19 protein-coding genes, 2 riboswitches and 1 other annotated feature are annotated in these 22656 nt (G+C 30.1%); of the genes, 15 read left to right on the forward strand and 4 right to left on the reverse strand.

Annotation, left to right across the window (positions count from 1 at the left end; all coding sequences use genetic code 11):
- The first annotated feature begins 127 nt into the window (after nt 1–127).
- The 4 genes from B3Z56_RS02830 to bioA are packed head-to-tail and all read left to right on the forward strand — an operon-like array spanning nt 128 to nt 3794.
- Nucleotides 128–688: a biotin transporter BioY gene (locus B3Z56_RS02830; RefSeq protein WP_346878199.1), complete on the forward strand. Its 561-nt coding sequence runs from the start codon at nt 128–130 to the stop codon at nt 686–688.
- Nucleotides 689–712: 24 nt separating this feature from the next.
- Complete coding sequence (gene bioB / locus B3Z56_RS02835; protein ID WP_346878200.1) at nt 713–1696, forward strand: biotin synthase BioB; 984 nt, start codon at nt 713–715, stop codon at nt 1694–1696.
- Nucleotides 1689–2414, forward strand: a complete 726-nt coding sequence (bioD, locus tag B3Z56_RS02840; protein ID WP_346847595.1) for a dethiobiotin synthase — start codon at nt 1689–1691, stop codon at nt 2412–2414. The genes bioB and bioD overlap by 8 nt, the downstream gene beginning before the upstream one ends.
- An 18-nt stretch (nt 2415–2432) precedes the next feature.
- Nucleotides 2433–3794, forward strand: coding sequence for an adenosylmethionine--8-amino-7-oxononanoate transaminase (gene bioA / locus B3Z56_RS02845; RefSeq protein ID WP_346847594.1), 1362 nt, complete (start codon nt 2433–2435; stop codon nt 3792–3794).
- 267 nt (nt 3795–4061) lie between these two features.
- Here bioA and B3Z56_RS02850 read toward each other — a convergent pair whose 3' ends face one another.
- Nucleotides 4062–5165 carry an anti-sigma-I factor RsgI family protein gene (locus tag B3Z56_RS02850; protein ID WP_346847593.1) on the reverse strand — a complete coding sequence of 368 codons (1104 nt, stop codon included), beginning with the start codon at nt 5163–5165 and terminating at the stop codon, nt 4062–4064.
- The gene (locus B3Z56_RS02855; RefSeq protein ID WP_346878201.1) at nt 5162–5887 is read right to left on the reverse strand and encodes a hypothetical protein; all 726 of its coding nucleotides are present in this window, start codon (nt 5885–5887) and stop codon (nt 5162–5164) included. The genes B3Z56_RS02850 and B3Z56_RS02855 overlap by 4 nt, the downstream gene beginning before the upstream one ends.
- 171 nt (nt 5888–6058) lie before the next feature.
- On the opposite strand from B3Z56_RS02855, the gene B3Z56_RS02860 reads away from it, so the two are divergent.
- Together B3Z56_RS02860 and B3Z56_RS02865 are read left to right on the forward strand one after the other, a co-directional pair.
- Nucleotides 6059–7762 (forward strand): ABC transporter ATP-binding protein, encoded by a 1704-nt coding sequence (locus tag B3Z56_RS02860; RefSeq protein WP_346876611.1) that lies wholly within the window; start codon nt 6059–6061, stop codon nt 7760–7762.
- Between the two features lie 40 nt (nt 7763–7802).
- Nucleotides 7803–9545, forward strand: coding sequence for an ABC transporter ATP-binding protein (locus B3Z56_RS02865; protein ID WP_346876610.1), 1743 nt, complete (start codon nt 7803–7805; stop codon nt 9543–9545).
- Between the two features lie 142 nt (nt 9546–9687).
- On the opposite strand, the gene B3Z56_RS02870 is transcribed toward B3Z56_RS02865, so the two are convergent.
- Nucleotides 9688–11004 carry a hemolysin family protein gene (locus B3Z56_RS02870; protein WP_346847589.1) on the reverse strand — a complete coding sequence of 439 codons (1317 nt, stop codon included), beginning with the start codon at nt 11002–11004 and terminating at the stop codon, nt 9688–9690.
- Between the two features lie 245 nt (nt 11005–11249).
- Nucleotides 11250–11355: riboswitch (SAM riboswitch) on the forward strand.
- Between the two features lie 89 nt (nt 11356–11444).
- A riboswitch (SAM riboswitch) is annotated at nt 11445–11562 on the forward strand.
- 113 nt (nt 11563–11675) lie between these two features.
- Here B3Z56_RS02870 and B3Z56_RS02875 point away from each other — a divergent pair.
- The 9 genes from B3Z56_RS02875 (at nt 11676) to B3Z56_RS02915 (ending at nt 21842) form a co-directional block, all read left to right on the forward strand.
- A complete protein-coding gene (locus tag B3Z56_RS02875) occupies nt 11676–12974 on the forward strand; it encodes an O-acetylhomoserine aminocarboxypropyltransferase/cysteine synthase family protein (RefSeq protein ID WP_346878202.1) in 1299 nt (432 codons plus the stop codon).
- Between the two features lie 4 nt (nt 12975–12978).
- A complete protein-coding gene (locus tag B3Z56_RS02880) occupies nt 12979–13863 on the forward strand; it encodes a homoserine O-succinyltransferase (protein ID WP_346878203.1) in 885 nt (294 codons plus the stop codon).
- A 40-nt stretch (nt 13864–13903) separates the two neighbouring features.
- Nucleotides 13904–15130: a homoserine dehydrogenase gene (locus B3Z56_RS02885; RefSeq protein WP_346876607.1), complete on the forward strand. Its 1227-nt coding sequence runs from the start codon at nt 13904–13906 to the stop codon at nt 15128–15130.
- Nucleotides 15131–15165: 35 nt separating this feature from the next.
- Complete coding sequence (metF, locus tag B3Z56_RS02890; protein WP_346878204.1) at nt 15166–16053, forward strand: methylenetetrahydrofolate reductase [NAD(P)H]; 888 nt, start codon at nt 15166–15168, stop codon at nt 16051–16053.
- 36 nt (nt 16054–16089) lie between these two features.
- Nucleotides 16090–16770: a methionine synthase gene (locus tag B3Z56_RS02895; RefSeq protein ID WP_346847584.1), complete on the forward strand. Its 681-nt coding sequence runs from the start codon at nt 16090–16092 to the stop codon at nt 16768–16770.
- Nucleotides 16760–19138, forward strand: coding sequence for a homocysteine S-methyltransferase family protein (locus tag B3Z56_RS02900; protein ID WP_346878205.1), 2379 nt, complete (start codon nt 16760–16762; stop codon nt 19136–19138). Before B3Z56_RS02895 ends, B3Z56_RS02900 begins: the two co-directional genes overlap by 11 nt.
- A 111-nt stretch (nt 19139–19249) precedes the next feature.
- Nucleotides 19250–19481, forward strand: a binding site (T-box leader).
- Nucleotides 19482–19612: 131 nt separating this feature from the next.
- Complete coding sequence (gene epsC, locus B3Z56_RS02905) at nt 19613–20134, forward strand: serine O-acetyltransferase EpsC (RefSeq protein WP_346847582.1); 522 nt, start codon at nt 19613–19615, stop codon at nt 20132–20134.
- Nucleotides 20135–20170: 36 nt separating this feature from the next.
- A complete protein-coding gene (gene cysK, locus B3Z56_RS02910; RefSeq protein ID WP_346870825.1) occupies nt 20171–21100 on the forward strand; it encodes a cysteine synthase A in 930 nt (309 codons plus the stop codon).
- A gap of 154 nt (nt 21101–21254) precedes the next feature.
- The gene (locus B3Z56_RS02915; RefSeq protein WP_346878206.1) at nt 21255–21842 is read left to right on the forward strand and encodes a hypothetical protein; all 588 of its coding nucleotides are present in this window, start codon (nt 21255–21257) and stop codon (nt 21840–21842) included.
- 240 nt (nt 21843–22082) lie between these two features.
- Here the strand turns inward: B3Z56_RS02915 and B3Z56_RS02920 are convergent, their stop codons facing one another.
- Entirely contained in the window at nt 22083–22562 is a 480-nt protein-coding gene (locus tag B3Z56_RS02920) for a TspO/MBR family protein (RefSeq protein WP_346847579.1), read from the reverse strand.
- Between the last annotated feature and the right edge of the window lie 94 nt (nt 22563–22656).

Here is a 22656-nt window from a genome sequence, read left to right on the forward strand (position 1 = left end):
TATTTTTAGTTCAGGTAATGGAATATATCTACAACAAAATTGTAAACTATAATAAATTCATAGGTTGACAATAAAAGAATTCTTAATTATAATTTCACTATAAAGTAAACATTCTAAGGAGAGAATTATGAAAACTACCAAGAATACGAGAAATTTGATTTTAGTAGCTATGTTTGCAGCCTTAAGTGCTATTGGTGCATTTATTAAAATACCAATACCTTATGTGCCTTTTACTCTTCAATACTTATTTTGTGCTTTAGCAGGAGTTATCTTAGGATCTAAACTCGGCGCACTATCCCAAATAATTTATGTTATGGTTGGACTTGCAGGTGTACCAGTATTTACTGAAGGGGGAGGGCTTAGCTATGTATTTAAACCTACCTTTGGATATCTTATAGGATTTATAGTGGCAGCTTATGTCATAGGAAAGATAAGAGAAATGATTAAGGAATTAAGTTTTATTAAAGCTATGGGGATGCTTTTAGCTGGACTGTTTTTTATTTATTTATTTGGAGTTATATATCTTTATGTTAGCTATAACTTATATCTAGGACAACCAATGTCACTATATTTTGCATTTTTTAATGGCTTTGTGCTATGCATATCTGGAGATTTGATTTTAACAGCCTTAGCAGCGTATGTAGCAATAAAAATAGTACCTATATTCAAAAGGTTTGGATACATTTAATAAAAGTGAAAGAAGGCTTGAAGTATGAAAAGTTTTATTAAGGATTTAGAGATAAGAATTTTATCAGGTGAATACATAAATTTTCAAGAAGCAATGACATTAACAGAGCTTAGAAATAATAATGAGATTGAACAATTATGTCTTAGTGCTAATAATATAAGAAAAACTTTTTGTGGTAATAAGGTAGATCTTTGCTCTATCATGAATGCAAAGTCAGGTAGATGTTCTGAAGATTGTAAATTCTGTGCTCAATCTGTTCATTATAATACTAATGCAGAAATCTATGATTTAGTATCAAAGGAAGTAGCATTAAAGTTAGCAAAGGAAAATGAATCAGAGGGAGTAAATAGATTCTCCTTAGTTACTAGTGGTAGGGGTATTACAAGTAATGATTTTGAGAAAATTTTAGATATATATGAAAAACTTAATAGAGAACTAAAGATGAAATTATGTGCCTCTTTAGGAATACTTGAGTACGACAAGCTACTTAAGTTAAAGGAAAGAGGAATAACTATGTATCATCACAACTTAGAAACAAGTAGGGAATTTTATAAGGAAATATGTACAACTCATAGTTATGCAGAAAGAATAGATACCATAAAGGCTGCACAGAAGGCAGGTATACCTGTATGTTCAGGAGGAATTATTGGACTTGGTGAAAGTTGGGTTGATAGAATCAATCTTGCTTTTGAATTGAAAGAACTAAAGGTTATGTCTATTCCGGTGAATGTACTTAATCCTGTAAAAGGTACTCCCCTAGAAGATTCTAAAAATTTAAGTCAAGATGATATTTTAAAGACCATTGCTATTTTTAGGTTTATAAACCCTAAAGCTTTAATCAGATTAGCTGGTGGTAGAAATTTCATTAGGGATTTGGGGAAAGAATGCTTTAACTCAGGTGCAAATGCTACTATTACTGGAAATTATTTAACCACTTCTGGTAATAAAATATGTGATGATAAGAAAATGATAAGTGAACTAAAGTTGAAGGTTAGAAGTAATGGCTAAGGGTATATTTATAGTTGGAACGGATACAGATGTAGGAAAAACTGTTGTAACTGCAGGACTGCTTCATATCCTTAGAAGTAAAGGGCACAGAGCAATATATTTTAAGGGAGCTTTAAGTGGGGCTATAGAAGACGGTAATAAACTGATTCCTGGGGATACTGACTTAGTAAGCCAGGTTAGTGGATTAAAGGAAACCTATGAAAATATAACTCCATATATATTTAAGACAGCCATATCTCCACATTTAGCTGCCCAAATAGAAGATAAACCTATAGATCTAAATATTATAAAGGCTAAATTTGAGAAGCTAAAAGAAAAATATGATTTTATAATTGCGGAAGGTAGTGGTGGTATAATATGTCCTCTAATTAATAGGGATGAAGAAATATATACACTAGGTGACCTTATTAAGGATTTAAATATGAGTACCGTGGTTGTAGCTAGAGGTGGAGTGGGAACAATAAACCACACAGTACTTACTGTGAAATTTATAGAGTCCATGGGAATCAAAGTAAAAGGAATTATTATAAATAATTATGAAGACAATTATATAACTAAAGACAATATTAAGGTTATAGAAAAACTTACTGGAATTTCTATTGTAGGTAAATTTAAAACTATAGATAACTTGGATAAAGGTAATATAGATAATATAAGAACTGCTGCATCAAGGATTTTTAATGATAAAAGTATTATAGAATGGATGGAAGAATTGTAGTAAAGGGTAGGTGTTTATATGAAGGATTATGTAAAAAGAGATTTAGAATATATATGGCATCCTTGTGCACAGATGAAGGATTACGAAGAGCTTAATCCTATAGTTATTGAAAGAGGAGAAGGTGTTTGGCTTTATGATATTCATGGAAACAAGTATTTAGATTGTATATCATCTTGGTGGACAAATACCTTAGGCCATAGCAATAAAAGAATAAATAAAGCCATAAAGAATCAAATTGATGAAATAGAACATGTTATCTTTGCTAATTTTTCAAATAAACCGGCTATTGACTTAGCAGAAAAGTTAGTAAGCATAACACCAGAAGGATTAAATAAAGTATTTTATTCAGATAATGGATCTTCTGCAGTGGAAATAGCTTTAAAGATGAGCTTTCACTATAATGTGCAAAGAAATAAAACTAAAAAGAAGAAATTTGTAGCTTTAAGTGATGCCTATCATGGAGAAACTTTAGGTGCTCTATCTGTGTGTGATATTGATGCATTTAATATGATATATAAACCCTTACTTTTAGATACTCTTAGGATTGATGGACCAGATTGTTATAGGTGTAAATATGGTTGTACTAGAGATAAATGTAGTGCTAGATGCTTTGAAGCTATGGAAAAATGTTTAGTTGAAAATCATGAAGAGATAAGTGCTGTAATAGTTGAGCCAATGGTTCAAGGTGCAGCAGGAATGAAAATTTATTCACATATTTATCTTAAAAAGCTTCGTAATCTTTGTGATAAATATGATGTACATTTGATAGTAGACGAAATTGCCATGGGATTTGGAAGAACAGGAGAGGTGTTTGCATGTAATCATGCAGATATAAGCCCAGATTTTATGTGCCTTTCAAAGGGTATTTCTGCAGGATATATGCCAATGTCTGTAGTTATGACTACTAATGAAATATATAATTGTTTTTATGGTGATTACTCAGAAAGAAAATCTTTTTTACATAGTCATACCTATGCAGGAAATGCTATGGCTTGTGCTATTGCTTTAGAAAATCTAAAAATATTTGAAGAAGAAAATATAATAGAAAATAATAAAGTTAAGGGAAGATTAATAGAAAAACTTACAATAGAAAGAGCAAAGAATTGTAGTCATATAGGAGAAGTAAGAAGTATAGGCATGATAACTGCTATTGAAATAGTAAAGGATAGAGGTACCAAGGAGAGATATTCTTGGCAAAGTAGAGTAGGTTATGAGATTTATAAAATAGCATTGAAGAAAGGGTTACTATTAAGAGCTATAGGTGATGTACTTTATTTCATACCTCCTTATGTAATAAGTAAAGATGAAATAGAGTTTATGATAGATACTTGCTTTGATAGTATAGAAGAATATTTTAGGTATAATGCTAAAATAGAATAACAGTAAAATAAATATACAAATATAAAATTAGTATTCTATATAGATATTTAACTATTTAACTAGTTAAATAGTTGTTCTGTTCATGCGGGTTTAAGAGGTATTTATATGCATATAAAAAATACAAAGAGTATGGGGGCATTAGGGGCATACTCTTTGTATTTTTCCGTACTTTACGATGTTTTTATCTTTAGTTTGTTTAAGTTATATTTTTATCTTTAGTTATATAAGTAATATATATAAAAACTATTATTAGTTTTTATTTGATTTTTAATTACCCTTTTTTCCTGGATTTTCAGGTTTATTAGGTGTTTTTTCTTTAGATTTCTCAGGTTTGTTAGGTATTTTTTCTTTAGGTTTTTCAGCATTGTTGCTATTTTTTTTCTCAGTTACTTCAGATTTTTTATTAGCTTTATTCTCAGTCTTTTCAAGCTTGTTAGTAGCTTTTTCTATTTTATTCTGAGATTTTTGGCTAGATCTTTCCTGAGTAGCTTTAGTATCATTGGTATTTTCAGCTTCTTTAGTTAGGGCTTTATCAGTTTTTATTTCATCTGCCACTTCTGTACTATCTGTAGTTGATTCTTCAGTAGATTCATCTTCATCAGAAGTTTCAGTTTGTTCTATTTTAGCTTTCTTATTTTCCTTGATAGCACTCATAATTTCTTTAACAGGTTTGTTTAACCACTCTTCAAGAATAATGCTTTCTGGATTTGAAGAACTATTTTGTAGTTTTTCAACTAAATTTAGTTTACCAGGTGTTACACCCAGTTCTTTGGCTTTTTGTACTCGTTCAAATCCAACACTTATAGTTTCAAGGGTAATATCTTCACCTATTTCTTCAATTTCAGTTTCTAAACTTTCTTGTAGTTTTTCAGCAAGTTCATCTGATTTTTCTTGATTTTCACCAGAAGTTGCAATAATAATTCCACCATCAATGTCATTATCAATGCTATTATCAAAATAACCATCTTCACTAATTTGATTAACGGTTTCAGCAACTGCATCTTCAATTTTTTGATTTTCAAGCTTGTTCAATTCAAGTTCATTAAGAATTTCCTGACCATCATCATTAACTGCAGTTACACTAATTACCTTGTCAAAACGATTTAAAGAATATTCAATAGAAGGATTTACATCTAAACTCACATAGGAGTAAGGTGTTTTATAGGCCCATAGTGTTATGCCTCCTACAATTGCAATCATAGCTGTTAAAGCAGAACACATTACTAATTTATTTATATTTTTTAAATTGCTACTTTTCATTTCAATCACCTGCCCAATGATATAATTTTTATCTTTTACCTTTGATATGCAGCCATCTTCAGAAAGGACTGCAGCATAGCCAGCCTTGATTTCTACAACAACAGATTTCATTTATTAATCTCCTCTCTGATGTACCTGAAATAGTAAGCTAGATTTGGATACTCTCCGGATAGTATCTCTACTGCTGCTATTATATATTTTCGGTGACGTTCTAATATTTTTCGGGGTACATTTAAATTTTTTTCAATTATTTTTAATGGTAGTTGTTTTGAACTTTGTAATTCATTAATTAATATCGGGTTATTGAGTAAATATACTACAACTTTTGCACAGGACGATTTTGTCTTTTTAGCTTTAGGTGAACATATAGATAAATCTAAAAAAGAAAAGCCATAATAGAAAAATACTTCATTTGCAGCTTCAATCTCAAATTTTAGTGTATAATTTTCTTGGTGAATTATCTTTTCTGCTACTGCAAGTCCAAGTGCAATATCTTTATCATTTTCATTTTCGTCTAACTGACAATTAAATATGGCAGGATTTACGGACAATTCTAAGTTATATTTCTTCTGAAGCCTAAGATAATCAATAAGACGCCTACGAATTATAAGCTCGGCAAAACTGAGAAAATTTCCTTTAATTAATTCGTAGCCTTTAATTGCTTGTACAAATGCCTGAAGTGAAACAGACCATTCATCATCACTTTTAGTTATGTATTTTCGGGTTATTCTTGATGTACATTTCAAAATAAACAATTCATTTTGCTCAATGAAACTATTTAATAGATCCTGATTATTAGCAGCATCTATAGCCATATAATCTATTTCTCTCAACATGGCACCTCCTTATTCTTATTATTCTATCATCTAAAAATTATTAGGTAAACCTTTAGAACTATAAATTGCTAAAGCAAATTTCTCAATTTTAAAATAGATTTTTTAAAAACTTTAAGATATAATATATTTAGGAAAACGAAATATATTATATCTTAAAGGTGGAATATTATGAAGCAAATATTTAAGTATTTAAAACCTTATAGAGTAAACATGCTTATAGGATTTTCAATAAAGTTTACTGGAACTATTGTAGAACTAGCAATTCCATGGATTTTGTCTTATATGATTGATGAAATTATTCCATTAAAGCAGGTATCTCTAATTTTAATTTGGGGTGGAATTATGCTTTTATGTGCCATTTGTGCAGTAACTTTCAATATATTAGCTAACAGAATGGCTTCAAAGGTGGCAAGAGATACCACAGAGCGAGTTAGAAATGATTTATTCTCTAAAATGATATGTCTTTCTGATAGACAAGTGGATGCTTTTACACTACCTTCTTTAATTTCTAGAGCTACCACGGATACTTATAACATCCATCAGATGGTGGGAATGATGCAAAGACTAGGTATTAGGGCTCCAATAATGCTTATTGGTGGAATAATTATAACATTGACATTAGATCCATTACTAACTTTAGTAATGATTTCAGTAATGCCTATTATTTTTATCACTATTATGTACATATCAAAAGTAGGTATCCCTATGTATTCAATTGTTCAGAAAAAAGTAGATGATTTTGTACGTGTAGTTCGTGAAGATGTTACAGGAATTCGTGTAATTAAGGCTTTATCAAAGGAAGAACATGAGAAGGAAAGATTTAATGCTCGCAATGATGCTACAGTAATTCAAGAAAAGAAGAGTGGTATGGTTATGGCTATACTAAATCCAGTAATGAATCTTTGTTTAAATGTGGGGACAGTATTTGTTATTTTGGCTGGAGCTTACAGAGTAAATAGTGGAGCCATTAAACCAGGAGCAATAATTGCATTTTTAACATATGTAACTTTAATATTAAATTCCCTTTTATTTATTTCTAGAGTATTTACTAATTACTCCAAAGCAAGTGCTTCCGCAAAGCGTATTACCGAAATACTAAATGAGAAAGAAGAATTACCAATTAGGAACATACCAATTATAAATACAGATTATGCTATTGAATTTAGAAATGTCTCTTTTTCTTATAATCATAAAGAAGAAAATGTGAGTAATATAACCTTTGGAGTTAAAAAAGGTGAAACTCTAGGTATTATAGGGGCTACAGGCTCAGGAAAATCTACTTTAATTAAATTATTAATGAGATTTTATGATGTAGATCAGGGTTCTATTTATATAAATGGACAAGATATTAGATCTATTAATATGAAAAAATTAAGAGAAAAGTTTGGAGTGGTATTTCAAAACGATTTTATAAGCACGGATACAATTTATGAAAACATTAGGTTTGGAAGAACTCTAGAGAATAGTGATATAAGATCAGCAGCAGATTATGCTAAGGCAACTGAGTTTATTGAAGGCAAGGCAGAAGGCTTTAATACTAAAGTTGCAGTAAGAGGTGCAGATTTAAGTGGTGGACAAAAACAAAGAATGCTTATAGCCAGAGCCATAGCAGCACACCCAGAAATATTAATTTTAGATGATTCTTCTAGTGCTTTAGATTATAAGACAGACGCTGTACTAAGAAAAAATCTTACAGAACATTTTAAAGATACTACAACTATAATGATTGCTCAAAGAATTAGTTCAATTTTTAATGCAGACCACATCTGTGTATTAGAAGATGGTTATGTTGTAGGGTATGGAACTCATGAAGAACTTATTGAAAGTTGTGATGTATATAAAGAAATTAATAAGTCTCAGATGGGAGAATAAGTTATGGAAATCAAAGTAAAAAGGAGGACATTTTTAATTTATGAAGGATAGAAAAAAGAATACATTAAAAAGAGTAATGTCCTATTTATTTGAATACAAGATATTAATTATCATAGCAATTATATTATCCATAGGTTCTAACGTATTTGCCTTAATCGGTCCAATGTTATCAGGTTATGCTATAGATAATATTAATGTTGGAAGAGGGGCAGTAAATTTTTCTAAGATATATTATTACTGTGGACTTATGATTGGATTCTACATTTTATCTTCTATTTTAGCTTATATTTTATCAGTACTTATGCTAGAAATTAGCAAGAGAATATCCTATAGACTAAGAAAAGATTTATTTGATAGATTATTATCTCTTCCAGTAGGATATTTTGATACCCATGCAACAGGAGATATCATAAGCAAAATTTCCTATGATGTGGATACTTTAAATTCTACCTTAACATCTGATTTAGTGAGCATTTGCTCAAGTATAATTACTGTGATTATATCCTTTGGGTCTATGGTTATGATATCTGAAAAGTTAGTTTTAGTATTTGTATTTACAGTTCCTATGTCTATTATACTTACTAAAAGAATAACTAGGGTAACAAGACCAATGTTTCGTAATCGTTCAAGAAAATTAGGGGAACTTAATGGAATGGTAGAGGAGTTTGTATCAGGTCAAAAGACTTTAAAGGCTTATCATCAAGAAGATAACACAAAGAAAAAATTTGCAAGTAAAAATGAAGAAGCAGTAAATGCTTATTATCGTGCTGATTATTATGGTTCTATGGTTGGTCCTTCAGTTAACTTTATGAATAATTTATCACTAACTCTTATCAGTATTTTTGGTGCTATTATGTATCTTTTTGGACAAATGACTTTAGGAAACATATCTTCCTTTGTACTGTATTCTAGAAAATTTTCAGGACCTATTAATGAAGCGGCTAATATCATGGGAGAATTTCAATCGTCCCTTTCTGCTGCTGAAAGAATTTTTCAATTAATGGATGAGCTATCGGAGCTAGCAGATAAGGAAGGAGCTAAAGAGCTTGTGGATATGGAAGGAAATGTGAAGGTAGAGAATATTTCCTTTGGATATAATAAGAATAAGATTATTCTTAAGAATCTTAGTATGAATGTACCTGCTGGAAGTATGATTGCTATAGTAGGCCCTACAGGGGCAGGAAAAACTACTTTAATTAATCTTCTCATGCGATTCTATGATGTTAATGAAGGGGATATTAAGGTAGATGAAAATTCAATATCACAGGTTACACGTAAGAGTTTAAGAAAAGCTTATGCTATGGTACTTCAAGATACATGGCTATTTGAAGGAAGTATATTTGAAAATATTGCTTATGGCAATGAAAATGCAACTATGGAAGATGTTGTAGAAGCAGCTAAGGCAGCTAAAATTCATTCATATATAAAAAGACTTCCTAAGGGTTATGATACAGTAATTACTGATGATGGAGCTAATGTATCTAAAGGACAAAAACAATTGCTAACCATAGCAAGGGCTATGCTTTTGGATGCAAAGATGCTTATTTTAGATGAAGCAACTTCTAATGTTGATACTAGAACAGAAGTTCAAATTCAGCAAGCCATGAGAAACTTAATGAAGGATAAAACCTGCTTTGTAATTGCACATAGGCTTTCTACCATAAGGAATGCAGATCATATTCTAGTGGTTAATAATGGGAATATAGTTGAACAAGGAAATCATGTGGAGTTATTAAAACAAAAGGGTTTTTATAGTCAATTATATAATTCTCAGTTTGAATAATTAATAAAAAAGGCTATCTTCAAATAATTATCTAATACTATAAAAATAAATTTGCACTTAGCAATATAAGTGTAAATTTATTTAATGGTATTAGTTCTTTTAGATAGCCAAATTTATATTCAATTTAATTATTTACTTTAAATTAAAATTCAATGCTGTTGCTTTTATTTATTATAAGATGAATCTTATCTATTCTTCTATCATCTAAGGCTAAAAGTTTTAGGGTTACATTATCTATTTGAACTTGATGGTTATTTGTGTCCTTAGGGAAAGTTCCAAAGGTTTCAAGGAATAAACCACCTATGGTATCTGCAACCTCTGAATCTAAAGAGAGATTTAAAAAATCATTCAAATCAGATAGAGTAAGTAATCCACTAACTATATAGTTTTCCTCATCTACTTTTTCTATTTCAGGTTGTTCATCATCATATTCATCACAAATTTCTCCCATTACTTCTTCAATAATGTCTTCTATGGTAACAATACCTGAAAATCCACCATATTCATCTATTAATATAGCCATGTGATTCCTATTTGTCTGAAGTTCTCTGAATAAATTATCAATAGAATTTGTCTCAGGAACAAAATAAGGTTTTTTCATTATATCTTTAATAGAAATATTATCTATGCCCTTTTCTACTATGCTTGCAAATATATCTTTCATATAAAGCACGCCTACAATATTATCAAAGTCCTTATCATAGACAGGTATTCTAGAAAAACTTTCACTCAGGATATAACTTATGTTGTCTTTAATGGAATCATTTACTTCTAGTAGATAAGCCTCTGTTCTTGGTGTCATAATTTCTTTAGCCATGGTGTCATCAAACTCAATTATACCATCAATCATCTCACGTTCTATCTTATTAATAGCGCCCTGTTCTTGGCCAATTTCAATAAGACTTCTGATTTCTTCTCTTGAAACCTGATCTTCCATACCATCTGTCTTAATTCCAAAGAGTTTCATTATAAGATTAGTGGAGCAAGATAAAAACCATACGAAAGGTTTAGTAAATTTAGCTATAAGAACTATAGCTTTTATAGAAAACATAGCTACCTTCTCTGAATTTTGAAGAGCTATTCTCTTTGGAACTAGTTCTCCTAGAACTAACGTTAGATAAGATATAAGCAAGGTTATTGCAACTAGAGCTATTTTATCACTGTATGGTATACCAAATCCAGATAGTGTATCTGAAAAGCCTACAGAAATAGATGTAGCTGCTGAAGCAGATGCAAAGAAACCTGCAAAGGTAATTCCTACTTGGATAGTAGATAAGAAATTATTAGGATCCTTTAAAATTTTTTGAAGAAGTAAGGCCTTCTTATTACCTTCATCCGCTAAAAGATTTAGTTTAGTTTTGTTTAAAGATACAATTGCCATCTCTGCAGATGCAAAGAAAGCATTTATTAAGATTAGTAAAAAGATTAGAATAAAACTGCCACTGGGGCTCCCGTCCATTCTTATATTCCCCCTTATTTTAAATGTAGTGAGCTTATTATAGCATACTAATTTATAGGTAATCAAATAACAGACTTAATTATTTAAGGTTAAATATGGCAAAAGAATCAAGTCTCCTTATTAAATCTATGGATATATAGTATTTACTTTAATACTCTATGGTTTAATTAGCTATTAAATAAAAAAGCTATTGACATAGATATTCATAGTCATTATAATGATATGTAATAAAATATTTAATATAATACTTATCAAGAGAGGTGGAGGGATAGGCCCTATGAAACCCAGCAACCAATGTGTTCATCTACATATATGGTGCTAAATCCTACAGTATGAGCTGAAAGATAAGAAGACGATTGTTAAAACCTCTTTCAGCGAAAGAGGTTTTTTGTTTTCAAATTGTTTTTAGAAATTATACTATTTAAAATTTAATAATGAAACTCTTATCAAGAGAGGTGGAGGGATAGGCCCTATGAAACCTCGGCAACCTTCAGACCCATTTGTCTGAAAAGGTGCCAATTCCTACTCTAATTTTACAAATTTAGAGAAAGATGAGAGGGAGCTATAACATGGGTACCCTTGTATGTAAATCCCCTTTCATCTAGATTATTTAGATTTAGATGAAAGGGGATTTTATGTTATCTAATAAAATATTTTAAGGAGAGATTAAAATGGGAGAAAGAAAATTTAAATTTGATACATTACAAGTTCATGGAGGTCAGGAAGTAGATAGTGCAACAGGCTCTAGAGCAGTTCCCATATACCAGACTACATCCTATGTTTTTAATAGCGTTGACCATGGAGCTAATCTATTTGCTTTAAAGGAAGAAGGAAATATTTACACTAGAATAATGAATCCAACAACGGATGTTTTTGAAAAAAGAGTGGCAGCTTTAGAAGGGGGTGTGGGTGCTCTTGCAGTTGCATCTGGTTCTGCTGCAATCACATACGCAATAATTAATATAGCAGGAGCAGGAGATGAAATAGTTGCAGCTAGCACTTTATATGGAGGCACATACAATCTTTTATCTACAACTCTTACTAAATTAGGTATTAAAACCGTATTTGTAAATCCAGATATCATAGAAGATTTTAGAAAGTCTATAAATAACAAAACTAAGGCTATTTATTTGGAAACTATAGGAAATCCAGGGATGAATCTTATTGATATTGAAGAGGTAGCCAACATTGCTCATGAGCACAATATACCACTAATTGTAGATAATACATTCGGGACACCATACCTTATACGTCCAATAGAACATGGAGCTGATATTGTAGTTCATTCTGCAACAAAGTTTATAGGGGGACATGGAACTTCAATAGGTGGAATAATTGTAGATTCTGGAAAATTCCAATGGTTGAATAACCCGAGATTCCCTGAGTTTAACAAACCAGATTCTAGTTATAACGGTATAGTATATGCAAAAGATATAGGAGCAGCAGCTTATATTGTAAAAGCTAGAGTGCAACTTTTAAGAGATACAGGAGCATCCTTAAGTCCTTTCAACTCATTTTTATTTTTACAAGGACTGGAGACTCTTTCATTGAGAGTAGAAAGACATGTGTCAAATGCTAAAAAGATTACGGAGTTTTTACAACAACATCCACTTGTATCATGGGTAAATTATCCTAGTTTAGAAGGTAATAAATATTATGCTCTTTCACAAAAGTATTTTCCAAAGGGTGTTGGTTCCATATTTACATTTGGGATAAAAGGTGGAGTAAAGGAAGGAGTAAGATTTATTGAATCACTTAGCATATTTTCTCATCTTGCTAATGTTGCAGATGCAAAATCTCTTGTAATACACCCAGCAAGTACTACTCATGCTCAATTAAATGAAAAAGAACAATTAAATGCCGGAGTTACATCAGATATGATAAGACTTTCTATTGGAATAGAAGATGTGGATGACCTTATAGAAGATATAGATCGAGCTCTTAAAAAAGCAGTTTTAAAGGAATGGTGATGGAATGTCCTTAATAATAGATAAAAATCTTTTATCAGTAAATAAGTTAATTGAACATGGAATCCAAATAGAAGATGCTTCTCACAGTTACCATTCAGACGTGATACGTATTTTAATTGTAAATTTAATGCCTAAAAAGTGTGAAACAGAATTTCAGTTTTTAAGTATATTTGGCAATATGAATACAAGTATAAAGGTAGATTTCTTGTATATGAAAACCCACACACCACGAAATACAGATAAAACCTATTTAGAGAAACATTATAAATCCATAAGTCAGGTAGCAAATAGTAATTATGACGGTGCTATTATTACGGGAGCTCCCTTAGAATTTTTAGATTTTAATGATATCGAATACTGGAAGGAACTACAGAGAGTAATTGATTATTCTAATAAAAAGGTTAAGTCTACATTATATATATGTTGGGCAACAATAGCAGGATTATATCACAATTTTGGAATAAATAAATGTGTAACAACAGAAAAGATCTTCGGAGTTTTTCCTCATGTAATTGTAAATAAAAAGGAGCCTCTATTAAAAGAGCTTAGTGATGGATTTATAGTTCCTCATTCAAGATATGGGAGAGTTAGAAAACAGGATATAGAAAAAATAAAAGAATTAGAAGTCCTATGCGAATCAGAAGAATCAGGTATCTATATAGTAAGCACTAGAGATAAAAAACAAATTTATATTACAGGACATCCTGAGTATGAGAGCTGTACTTTAAAAAAGGAATATGAAAGAGATATAAAAAGTGGATTTAATATAAGCGTACCTAAAAATTATTTTCCAAGTGATGATTCTAGCCAAGAAATTAACTTAGATTGGAGTAGTAATTCACAGCGTTTATTCTCAAATTGGGTAAGAGAATGTTTAGTAAAAAGTTAAAATATGCAACTAATTATATTAAAAGAGGAGTGATATTTTTATGAATATAGGATTATTAGGATTTGGAACTGTAGGCACAGGAGTTTATGAAATTATATATAAAAGAAAAAGGATTTTTAGAACATTAGTGGGTGATGAACTATCTATAAGTAAAATTCTTATTAAAGATATAAATAAGGATAGGAGTATAAAGGAGTGTAAAAATAAACTAACAGATAATCCTTATTTTATTTTAGATGATCCAGATATAGATATAGTCATAGAAGCAATAGGTGGAATAAAAGAAGCTTATGAATATATAAAATATGCTTTAACAAAAGGGAAACATGTTATAACTGCAAATAAGGCGGTGGTTGCAAGGCATATGAAGGAACTTATAGATTTAGCAAATAAAAATAAAAGAGCATTTTTATATGAAGCTAGTGTGGCAGGTGGGGTTCCTATTGTTAAACCTTTAAAACAACAAGTAACCTTAAATGATATTAAAGAGATAAATAGTATATTAAACGGTACTTCTAACTTTATATTAAGTAAGATGATTAAAGAAAACCTAGACTTTTCACAGGCACTAGATATTGCTCAAAAGTTAGGTTATGCGGAAGCGGATCCAACGGATGATATTGACGGATATGATGTTAGAAGAAAATTAGCAATTTTATCTACCATAGCTTTTAAAAGAGAGATAAAAGAAGAAGATATTTACTGTAGAGGCATTAGAACTATTAAGTCAGTAGACATAAAGGCAATAAAGGAACTAGGATATACGGTAAAACTATTAGCAAAGGCTTCATTTAAAGAAAATAATTATTATTTATCTGTAGAGCCCAATATTTTGTCTAAGGATTCATTTTATGCAAAGATAGAAGATGCTAATAATTTAGTGTCTATTATTGGGAATGATATAGGAGAGCTGAAATTTTATGGTGCAGGTGCGGGTAAACTACCTACAGCAAATGCTGTGGTAAGTGATGTTCTTGATATTATATATAATAATTATGGAAGTTGTGGAATAAATCAGGAAGAAGATAAATTATGCAATAATACAGATTTAGTTAAAGATATATATTATATAAGAATAAGTCCTAAATATGGATTAAATGAGAAGGTATTAAACCTTATTAAAGAAGAAAAAATAGTTGATAAAATGATAAAAACTGGTGAAAATATTATATTTACCTCTAAAGATATAGATTATGTGAAAATAAGTAAATTTATTAGTAACATTAAAAACTTCATTAATGATGAGTTTTATGCTGTTATTAGATAACAAATATTATATTATTCTAAGAGGGGGTATAGTAAATGCATATAAAAGAGTTATTTAAGGAAAAAGAAGTAGTTTTTTCTTTTGAAATATTTCCACCTAAACTTACATCGCCAATAGAGACTGTATACAATACTTTAGAGGGATTACAAGGTTTGAATCCTGACTATATTAGCATTACCTATGGAGCAGGTGGAAGTGTTAATAATAATAGAACATGTGAGTTATCATCTTTAGTTAAAAATAAATATGGTATAGAGGCATTAGCACATTTAACGTGTATAGGTTCTACTAAAAGTGAAATAAATGAAATTTTAGAAAATTTGAATGAAAATGGAATCGAAAATATATTAGCTTTGAGAGGAGATGTTCCTGAAGGAAATCCCTCAATAGGGGAGTTTAATAATTCTCAAGAACTAATAAACCACATAAAGGAAACCAAGGAATTTGGAATAGCAGCAGCTTGCTATCCTGAAGGACATATTGAAAGTAGAGATATAGAGAGGGAAATTGAAATATTAAAGTTAAAGGAGAATGCAGGAGCAGAGTATTTAATTTCCCAGTTATTCTTTGATAATAAGTATTTCTATAAATTTTTAAATTCTGTAGAGAAGAGTAATATAGAGATACCTATTCAAGCAGGTATTATGCCAGTAACCAATAAAAAACAAGTTGAAAGGATAGTTTCTCTTTGTGGAGCTAATCTACCCTCCAAGTTCATAAAAATAATAAATAGATATGAGCATGATAAGGATGCACTGAGGGATGCAGGAATAGCCTATGCATTAGAACAAATAGTAGATTTAGTTTCTACTGGTGTAAGGGGAATACATCTTTATACAATGAACAATTCATATATAGCTAAAAGAATTACTAGTAGCATTGGCTCAATACTAAATTCTATAAATAAAAGACAAGTAATTTAATATATAATTAATGAATAAGGGAGGTGGAGCTTGCCCATGAATAAATTTCTACAAAATAAAGATGAGGTTTTAAGATATTTAGGCTATAAAAATCAAGTTTTAGATAAAGTTACTAATGATTTAATTGATGAATTAATGGATGAAATGAGAAGTTTAATTAAAGCTAGATATGTATATAAATTCTTTAACATTAGGAAAGAGAAGGATAGAATATGTATTTTAAATAGCAATTTTAGTATAGCAGGAGAAGATATTAGAAAGCACTTGGATAAATCAGAAGTCTGTATCTTAATGGCTGCAACTCTAGGAAATAGTGTAGATGAAAAAATAAGATATTATGAAAAGATAAGCATGACTAAGGCATTAATACTAGATGCTTGTGCTACAACAGCTATAGAAGAACTATGTGATAGAATATGTGAAGAGTTGGAGGAAGTTGTACAAAATGAAAACAATACACTAACATCTAGGTATAGTCCTGGATATGGGGATTTACCCATAGATATACAAAAAAGATTTCTCGCTATGCTCAGTGCAGAAAAATCTATAGGGCTTACTGCATCCTCTAATAGTATTTTAATACCAAGAAAATCCGTTACAGCCATAGTAGGGGTTGTTAAAAGAGAGAATAATAGCATAAAAAGAATAAGCTGTTTACAGTGTAATAAATATTCTAATTGTATGTTTAGAAAAGGGGATGATAGATGTGGAAATTGAAGAAAGATTGAAAGAAGGAATTTTAATTTTTGATGGTGCTATGGGTACTATGTTGCAAAGTAGTGGATTACAGTTAGGTGAATTACCAGAAATATTAAATATTACTGATTCAAAAATAATAATTGAAATACACAAAGCTTATATTGAAGCTGGTGCAAATGTTATTACTACCAACACCTTTGGAGCTAACGAAATTAAGTTTGAAAATAGTAATTTTAGTGTAGAGAACATAATTCATTCAGCAGTAGAAAATGCAAAAATAGCTACTAAGAATAAACAAGCATATATAGCTTTAGATATAGGTCCCATTGGTGAACTATTAGAGCCCATGGGGACTTTAACCTTCGATGAAGCCTATAGTATTTTTAAAAGGCAGATTATTCAAGGGGTAAAAAGTGGTGTTGATTTAATATTAATAGAAACCATGACAGACTTATACGAAGCAAAGGCCGCAGTATTAGCAGCTAAGGAAAATTCAGATTTGCCAGTATTTTGTACAATGAGCTTTGAGTCAGACAAGAGGACTTTCACAGGGTGCAATGCCACATCTATGGTAATGGTACTAGAAGGGTTAGGCGTAAATGCTCTTGGAGTTAACTGTTCTTTAGGACCTAAAGAAATAGAACCTATAATAGATGAAATATTAAAAATATCTAAAGTGCCTGTAATGGTCCAACCTAATGCAGGATTACCTAATATTATAAAGGGTGATACGATATTTAATATTTTACCAGAAGAATTTGCAGTTTACGGAGCAAAGTTTAAAGAAAAAGGTGTAAAAGTAATAGGAGGATGCTGTGGTACAACAGATAGACATATAGAAAGTTTAGTAAAAGCTTTAAAGAAAGTAAAAATAAAAGACAAGAAATATAGTCCTTTAAGTGGTGTATGCACTCCTACTAAAGCAGTAATTATTGATCAGGTCAAAGTAATAGGAGAAAGGATAAATCCTACAGGTAAAAAATTATTTAAGGAAGCATTAAGAAACGGAGATATAGATTATATTCTAAGGGAGGCTATAGCTCAAGTTGATGCAGGAGCCCATATTCTAGATGTTAATGTAGGTCTTCCGGAAATAAATGAAGAAGAAATAATGGTTAAGGTTATTAAAGAAATACAATCCATATTAGACGTACCTCTTCAGATAGATTCTACAAATGCTAAAGCTATAGAAATGGGATTAAGATATTATAATGGTAAGGCTATAGTTAATTCAGTAAATGGAGAAAATAAAGTGTTAGAAAATATATTACCTATAGTAAAAAAATATGGAGCTGCTGTAGTGGGGCTTACTTTAGATGAAAGAGGAATACCTTCAAGTGGGGAAGAAAGATTTAGAATAGCTGAAAAAATAGTAAAAACAGCAGAAAGTTATGGTATAGATAAAAAAGACATATATATAGATTGCTTAACATTAACAGCTGCTGCCCAACAGAAAGATGTTAAGGAAACTTTAAAAGCACTTTCCTTAGTAAAAGAGAAGTTAAATGTAAAGACTGTACTTGGAGTATCCAATGTATCTTTTGGATTACCTAATAGGGAAATTCTAAATAAAACATTTTTAGCAGCAAGTTTATTTGCGGGTTTAGATTTACCTATAATAAATCCCTTAAATAAAGATATCATGGACACAATAGTAGCCTCTAAAGTTTTATGGAATGAAGATAAGGGAGCAAAGGAATATTTAAAATATAATAAAAATACATCTAAAGAGCAAACACCTATAAAAAAAGATGTAAACAATATTCAAGATGATTTATTTAAAATAATATTAAAAGGTATTAAAGAAGAAGCCCAAATAGCTACAGTGAAGTTATTAGAAAATAAACAGCCACTAGAAATTGTAAATGAATATATAATTCCTACCTTAGATATTGTAGGAGAAAAATATGAAAATGGACATATATTTCTTCCACAACTAATCCAATCTGCAGAAACAGTAAAAGAATCCTTCAAGGTCATAAAAGATAAGTTAAGCAAAGGAACTGATGCTGAGATTTCAAAAGGAAAGATAGTATTAGCTACTGTAAAAGGTGATATACATGATATAGGAAAAAATATAGTAAAGGTACTTCTGGAGAATTATAACTATGAGATTATCGATTTAGGAAAAGATGTTTCTAAGGAGAAAATAGTAGAAGCTGTTATTAAAAATAATGTTAAGCTAATAGGACTTAGTGCACTAATGACTACTACTGTTAAAAATATGGAAGAAACCATATTCGAACTAAAAAGGACTAAGCCAGATTGTGTAGTTATGGTGGGTGGAGCGGTACTTAATGAGGAATATGCAAATATGATTAAAGCAGATTTTTATGCTAAAGATGCAAAGGAATCTGTAACCATAGCTAGGAAAGTATTGGGATAAAGCAAGTTACATCTTATTAAAAATTAATAATAATAAAATATATGTACATAAATAAAATAAGTTGACATTTTTTATTTATGTGCATATAATAAAATATAATAATTTAAATATACAAATACATTGAAGAAGGAAAGTAGTATTTAATGAAGATTCAGAGAGAATATCCATTAGCTGAAAGGATATTTATTAGAATTATATATGAAGTGCCCTTTGGAGTACGATACCGAATTAAGTAGGCTATCGCGGTTTTAACCGTTATATTAATAGAGTATGATAGTACTTGAAGAGTGGGGTTATTTTTTTACCAAATAGAGTGGAACCGCGGATATTATCCGTCTCTAAGTTTATCTTAGAGGCGTTTTTTTTAACTCCAAAATCGCTTAAAGATAGTATGAAGTTAATTATTTAGATTAAAAATAAGTATATTGTTGATTTATGGTTTTACAATTGAAAATTTTATGGAGGAAATATATTATGAACTTTTTAAAATCGCTTAAATATGATATAGACTCAGTTTTTCCAAGAGATCCTGCAGCTAGAAGTAGGATTGAGATATTTTTATTATATCCTCACATAAAGTCTCTTATATTTTATAGAATATCTAATTTTTTATATAGAAAAAAATTATTCTTTTTAGCACGATTTATTTCAAATGTCAGTAGATTTATTACAGGCATAGAAATACATCCAGGAGCTAAAATAGGAAGAGGTTTATTTATTGATCATGGAATGGGGGTGGTAATTGGTGAAACAGCAGAAATTAAAGATAATGTAACTATGTATCATGGAGTTACACTTGGTGGAACGGGTAATGAAAAGGGAAAACGGCATCCAACTATAGGAGAGGATGTAATTATTGGAGCTGGTGCTAAGGTTCTAGGAAATATATATATTGGTAAAGGAACCAAAATAGGAGCTAACTCAGTAGTACTGCAATCTACAGAAGAAAATTCAACTGTAGTAGGAATAGCTGCAAAACCTTTAAATAAAAAATAGTATTAAATTTTAGTAAAATATAGGGAGGAATTACTCATGAAAAAGATTTATAGGAGTTTAACAGAATTAATAGGAAATACACCATTGCTAGAGCTTTCGAATTATAATAAAAAGCATAATTTAAAAGCAACTATAGTTGCAAAATTAGAATACTTTAACCCAGCGGGAAGTGTAAAGGATAGAATTGCAAAGGCAATGATTGATGATGCAGAGGCTAGGGGAATTTTAAATGAAGATTCCGTTATTATAGAACCAACTAGTGGAAATACTGGTATAGGGCTTGCTTCAGTGGCATCAGCAAGAGGATATAAAATTAAATTAGTGATGCCAGAAACTATGAGTATTGAAAGAAGAAACCTGATGAAGGCTTATGGAGCTGAGATTGTGTTAACTGAAGGTGCTAAAGGAATGAAGGGAGCCATAGCTAAGGCTGAAGAGTTAGCTGGTGAAATTCCAAATTCATTTATTCCTGGACAATTCGTAAATCAAGCTAATCCAGCAATTCATAAAGCAACTACAGGACCAGAAATTTGGGAAGATACTGATGGTGAAGTAGATATTTTTGTAGCTGGAGTTGGAACAGGGGGGACTATAACTGGAACGGGTGAATTCCTAAAGTCAAAAAATTCAAATGTGTCAGTTGTAGCAGTAGAACCAGAAGATTCACCTGTGTTATCAGAGGGTAAAGCAGGACCTCATAAAATTCAAGGAATAGGTGCTGGATTTATTCCAGAAACTTTAAATAAAGAAGTTTATGATGAAATCGTAAAAGTATCTAATGATGATGCTTTTGATACAATTAAGGAACTAACAAAGACTGAAGGATTGTTAGTTGGAATATCTTCAGGAGCTGCATTAAAAGCAGCTACAGAATTAGCTCTTAAGCCAGAAAATGAAGGGAAAACTATAGTTGTTTTATTACCAGATACTGGAGAAAGATATTTATCAATTCCAAACTTTATATAGAGTATAACTAGTTAAGGAGAAGGGATAAATTTATACCCTTCTTTTTGTTAATTGAAATTTAAATAATTCATATTGTATTGAAATAATATTTAATATAACATTATATATAGAAATAAATGATAATAGTTAAATTAAGTGTTAGGGGCGAGGTCTAGTGGCAGATAAAAATGGAGATGAATATGTAGTTTTATCCTTAAACCAATTAATAATAGATAATGAGGGGAAAACGGGGATACCCTTCGAGGTACTGAGAAAGGTCTTTGGGTTTTCCATAAATGTAAAGGGACCTCATATTTATATAAAAAGTGCCTCAGATAAATTTGAAATTGTTACAGATAAATATAATAGTAAAGAGGGCGGCTCTACAGATAATTTTTTAGAAGACTTTAAATTTTTAAAGGAGAAATTTTCCTTTAAAGAATATTACCAGGGCTCTCTAATATATAGCTCAGACTTAAGGGGACTTAAGCACTATGATGTATTAATTACGGAAAATTCAACTTGGTGTAATATAACCCTAAGAGGAGACTATGTGAATTATTGTGATTTCTCAAGTAATAAAAATATAATAGCTCCACTTATGAAATTTTACTTTCCTAAGGAGTGTGATAAAATTCTTAAGGATATTTTAGAAAAGGAAAATGCAAGATATATATGTGATGAAAGAGATGTGCTTATAAGAAAAGATTTTGATGGCAATACCAAAGAAATCGTATTTTCTCAGTTAGGTGGAAGTTTGTAAAATAAAAAGAGATTTTTTAGTAGAATTTCAATAAGAAATACATAGGATTTATTTTTAATTTAAAACTTATGGAAAATACAAAATAAGGAATACTCTTATATGGCATTCCTTGTTTTGTGAGAAAATATTTATATTTAATCTTATTTGTTCTTGCATAATAAGTTCCAAAGTGATGTAATGTAAAATAATATAGTAGTAGCAAGTAGCAAGTAGCAAGTAGCAATTAAAATTTGAATATATTTAAATGTTTAAAAGAATTATATTATAATTTAAGTACGCAGCAAATATTAGCCATAAAAGATATGGTATCTGTAAATATGCAGCACATTTATTTATCTTATAAAAATTAAATATCATAAAGGAAACTAATACTATTAATACTAAAATCCAAATGAAAGCAAAGGTAAATTGATTTAAGTTGAAAAATATTATAGACCAAAAGAAGTTGACTATCAGTTGAACTGTATAAAGTTTAAGACTATATTCTTTATATGGAGAATTTGATTCATAAACTATATAGGCAGAAATACCCATAAGTATAAAAAGAATAGTCCACACAATTGGAAAGACAATAGCTGGAGGAGCTAAATCAGGCTTTATAAGATTAGCATAAACTTCTCTACTATTTCTTGTAAGTAGTGAAGAGAGAAATCCGGTTCCTAAACTGAGTATTAAACTAATTATTAATGGTTTTAATTTAATGGTATATATATTTGACATATTTTCACCTCCTTAATGCTATAGAATTTAAATTTAGAGTTCATATAAAGTATATTAAAACTATTATAAATTAGTACTTATATAATAATCATAT

The organism is Clostridium sp. UBA7791, assembly GCF_002480755.1.
Lineage (GTDB): Bacteria > Bacillota > Clostridia > Clostridiales > Clostridiaceae > Clostridium_J > Clostridium_J sulfidigenes.

Bases quoted from the DNA above. Each gene is read 5' to 3' on its own strand.
- B3Z56_RS02850 (WP_346847593.1), bottom strand. From the start codon at position 5,165: ATGAAATCTGTTGTTGTAGAAATCAAGGCTGGCTATGCTGCAGTCCTT.
- B3Z56_RS02885 (WP_346876607.1), top strand. From the start codon at position 13,904: ATGAATATAGGATTATTAGGATTTGGAACTGTAGGCACAGGAGTTTAT.
- cysK (WP_346870825.1), top strand. From the start codon at position 20,171: ATGAAAAAGATTTATAGGAGTTTAACAGAATTAATAGGAAATACACCA.
- B3Z56_RS02860 (WP_346876611.1), top strand. From the start codon at position 6,059: ATGAAGCAAATATTTAAGTATTTAAAACCTTATAGAGTAAACATGCTT.
- bioB (WP_346878200.1), top strand. From the start codon at position 713: ATGAAAAGTTTTATTAAGGATTTAGAGATAAGAATTTTATCAGGTGAA.
- epsC (WP_346847582.1), top strand. From the start codon at position 19,613: ATGAACTTTTTAAAATCGCTTAAATATGATATAGACTCAGTTTTTCCA.
- bioD (WP_346847595.1), top strand. From the start codon at position 1,689: ATGGCTAAGGGTATATTTATAGTTGGAACGGATACAGATGTAGGAAAA.
- B3Z56_RS02880 (WP_346878203.1), top strand. From the start codon at position 12,979: ATGTCCTTAATAATAGATAAAAATCTTTTATCAGTAAATAAGTTAATT.
- B3Z56_RS02870 (WP_346847589.1), bottom strand. From the start codon at position 11,004: ATGGACGGGAGCCCCAGTGGCAGTTTTATTCTAATCTTTTTACTAATC.
- B3Z56_RS02895 (WP_346847584.1), top strand. From the start codon at position 16,090: ATGAATAAATTTCTACAAAATAAAGATGAGGTTTTAAGATATTTAGGC.
- B3Z56_RS02865 (WP_346876610.1), top strand. From the start codon at position 7,803: ATGAAGGATAGAAAAAAGAATACATTAAAAAGAGTAATGTCCTATTTA.
- metF (WP_346878204.1), top strand. From the start codon at position 15,166: ATGCATATAAAAGAGTTATTTAAGGAAAAAGAAGTAGTTTTTTCTTTT.
- B3Z56_RS02875 (WP_346878202.1), top strand. From the start codon at position 11,676: ATGGGAGAAAGAAAATTTAAATTTGATACATTACAAGTTCATGGAGGT.
- B3Z56_RS02830 (WP_346878199.1), top strand. From the start codon at position 128: ATGAAAACTACCAAGAATACGAGAAATTTGATTTTAGTAGCTATGTTT.
- B3Z56_RS02920 (WP_346847579.1), bottom strand. From the start codon at position 22,562: ATGTCAAATATATATACCATTAAATTAAAACCATTAATAATTAGTTTA.
- bioA (WP_346847594.1), top strand. From the start codon at position 2,433: ATGAAGGATTATGTAAAAAGAGATTTAGAATATATATGGCATCCTTGT.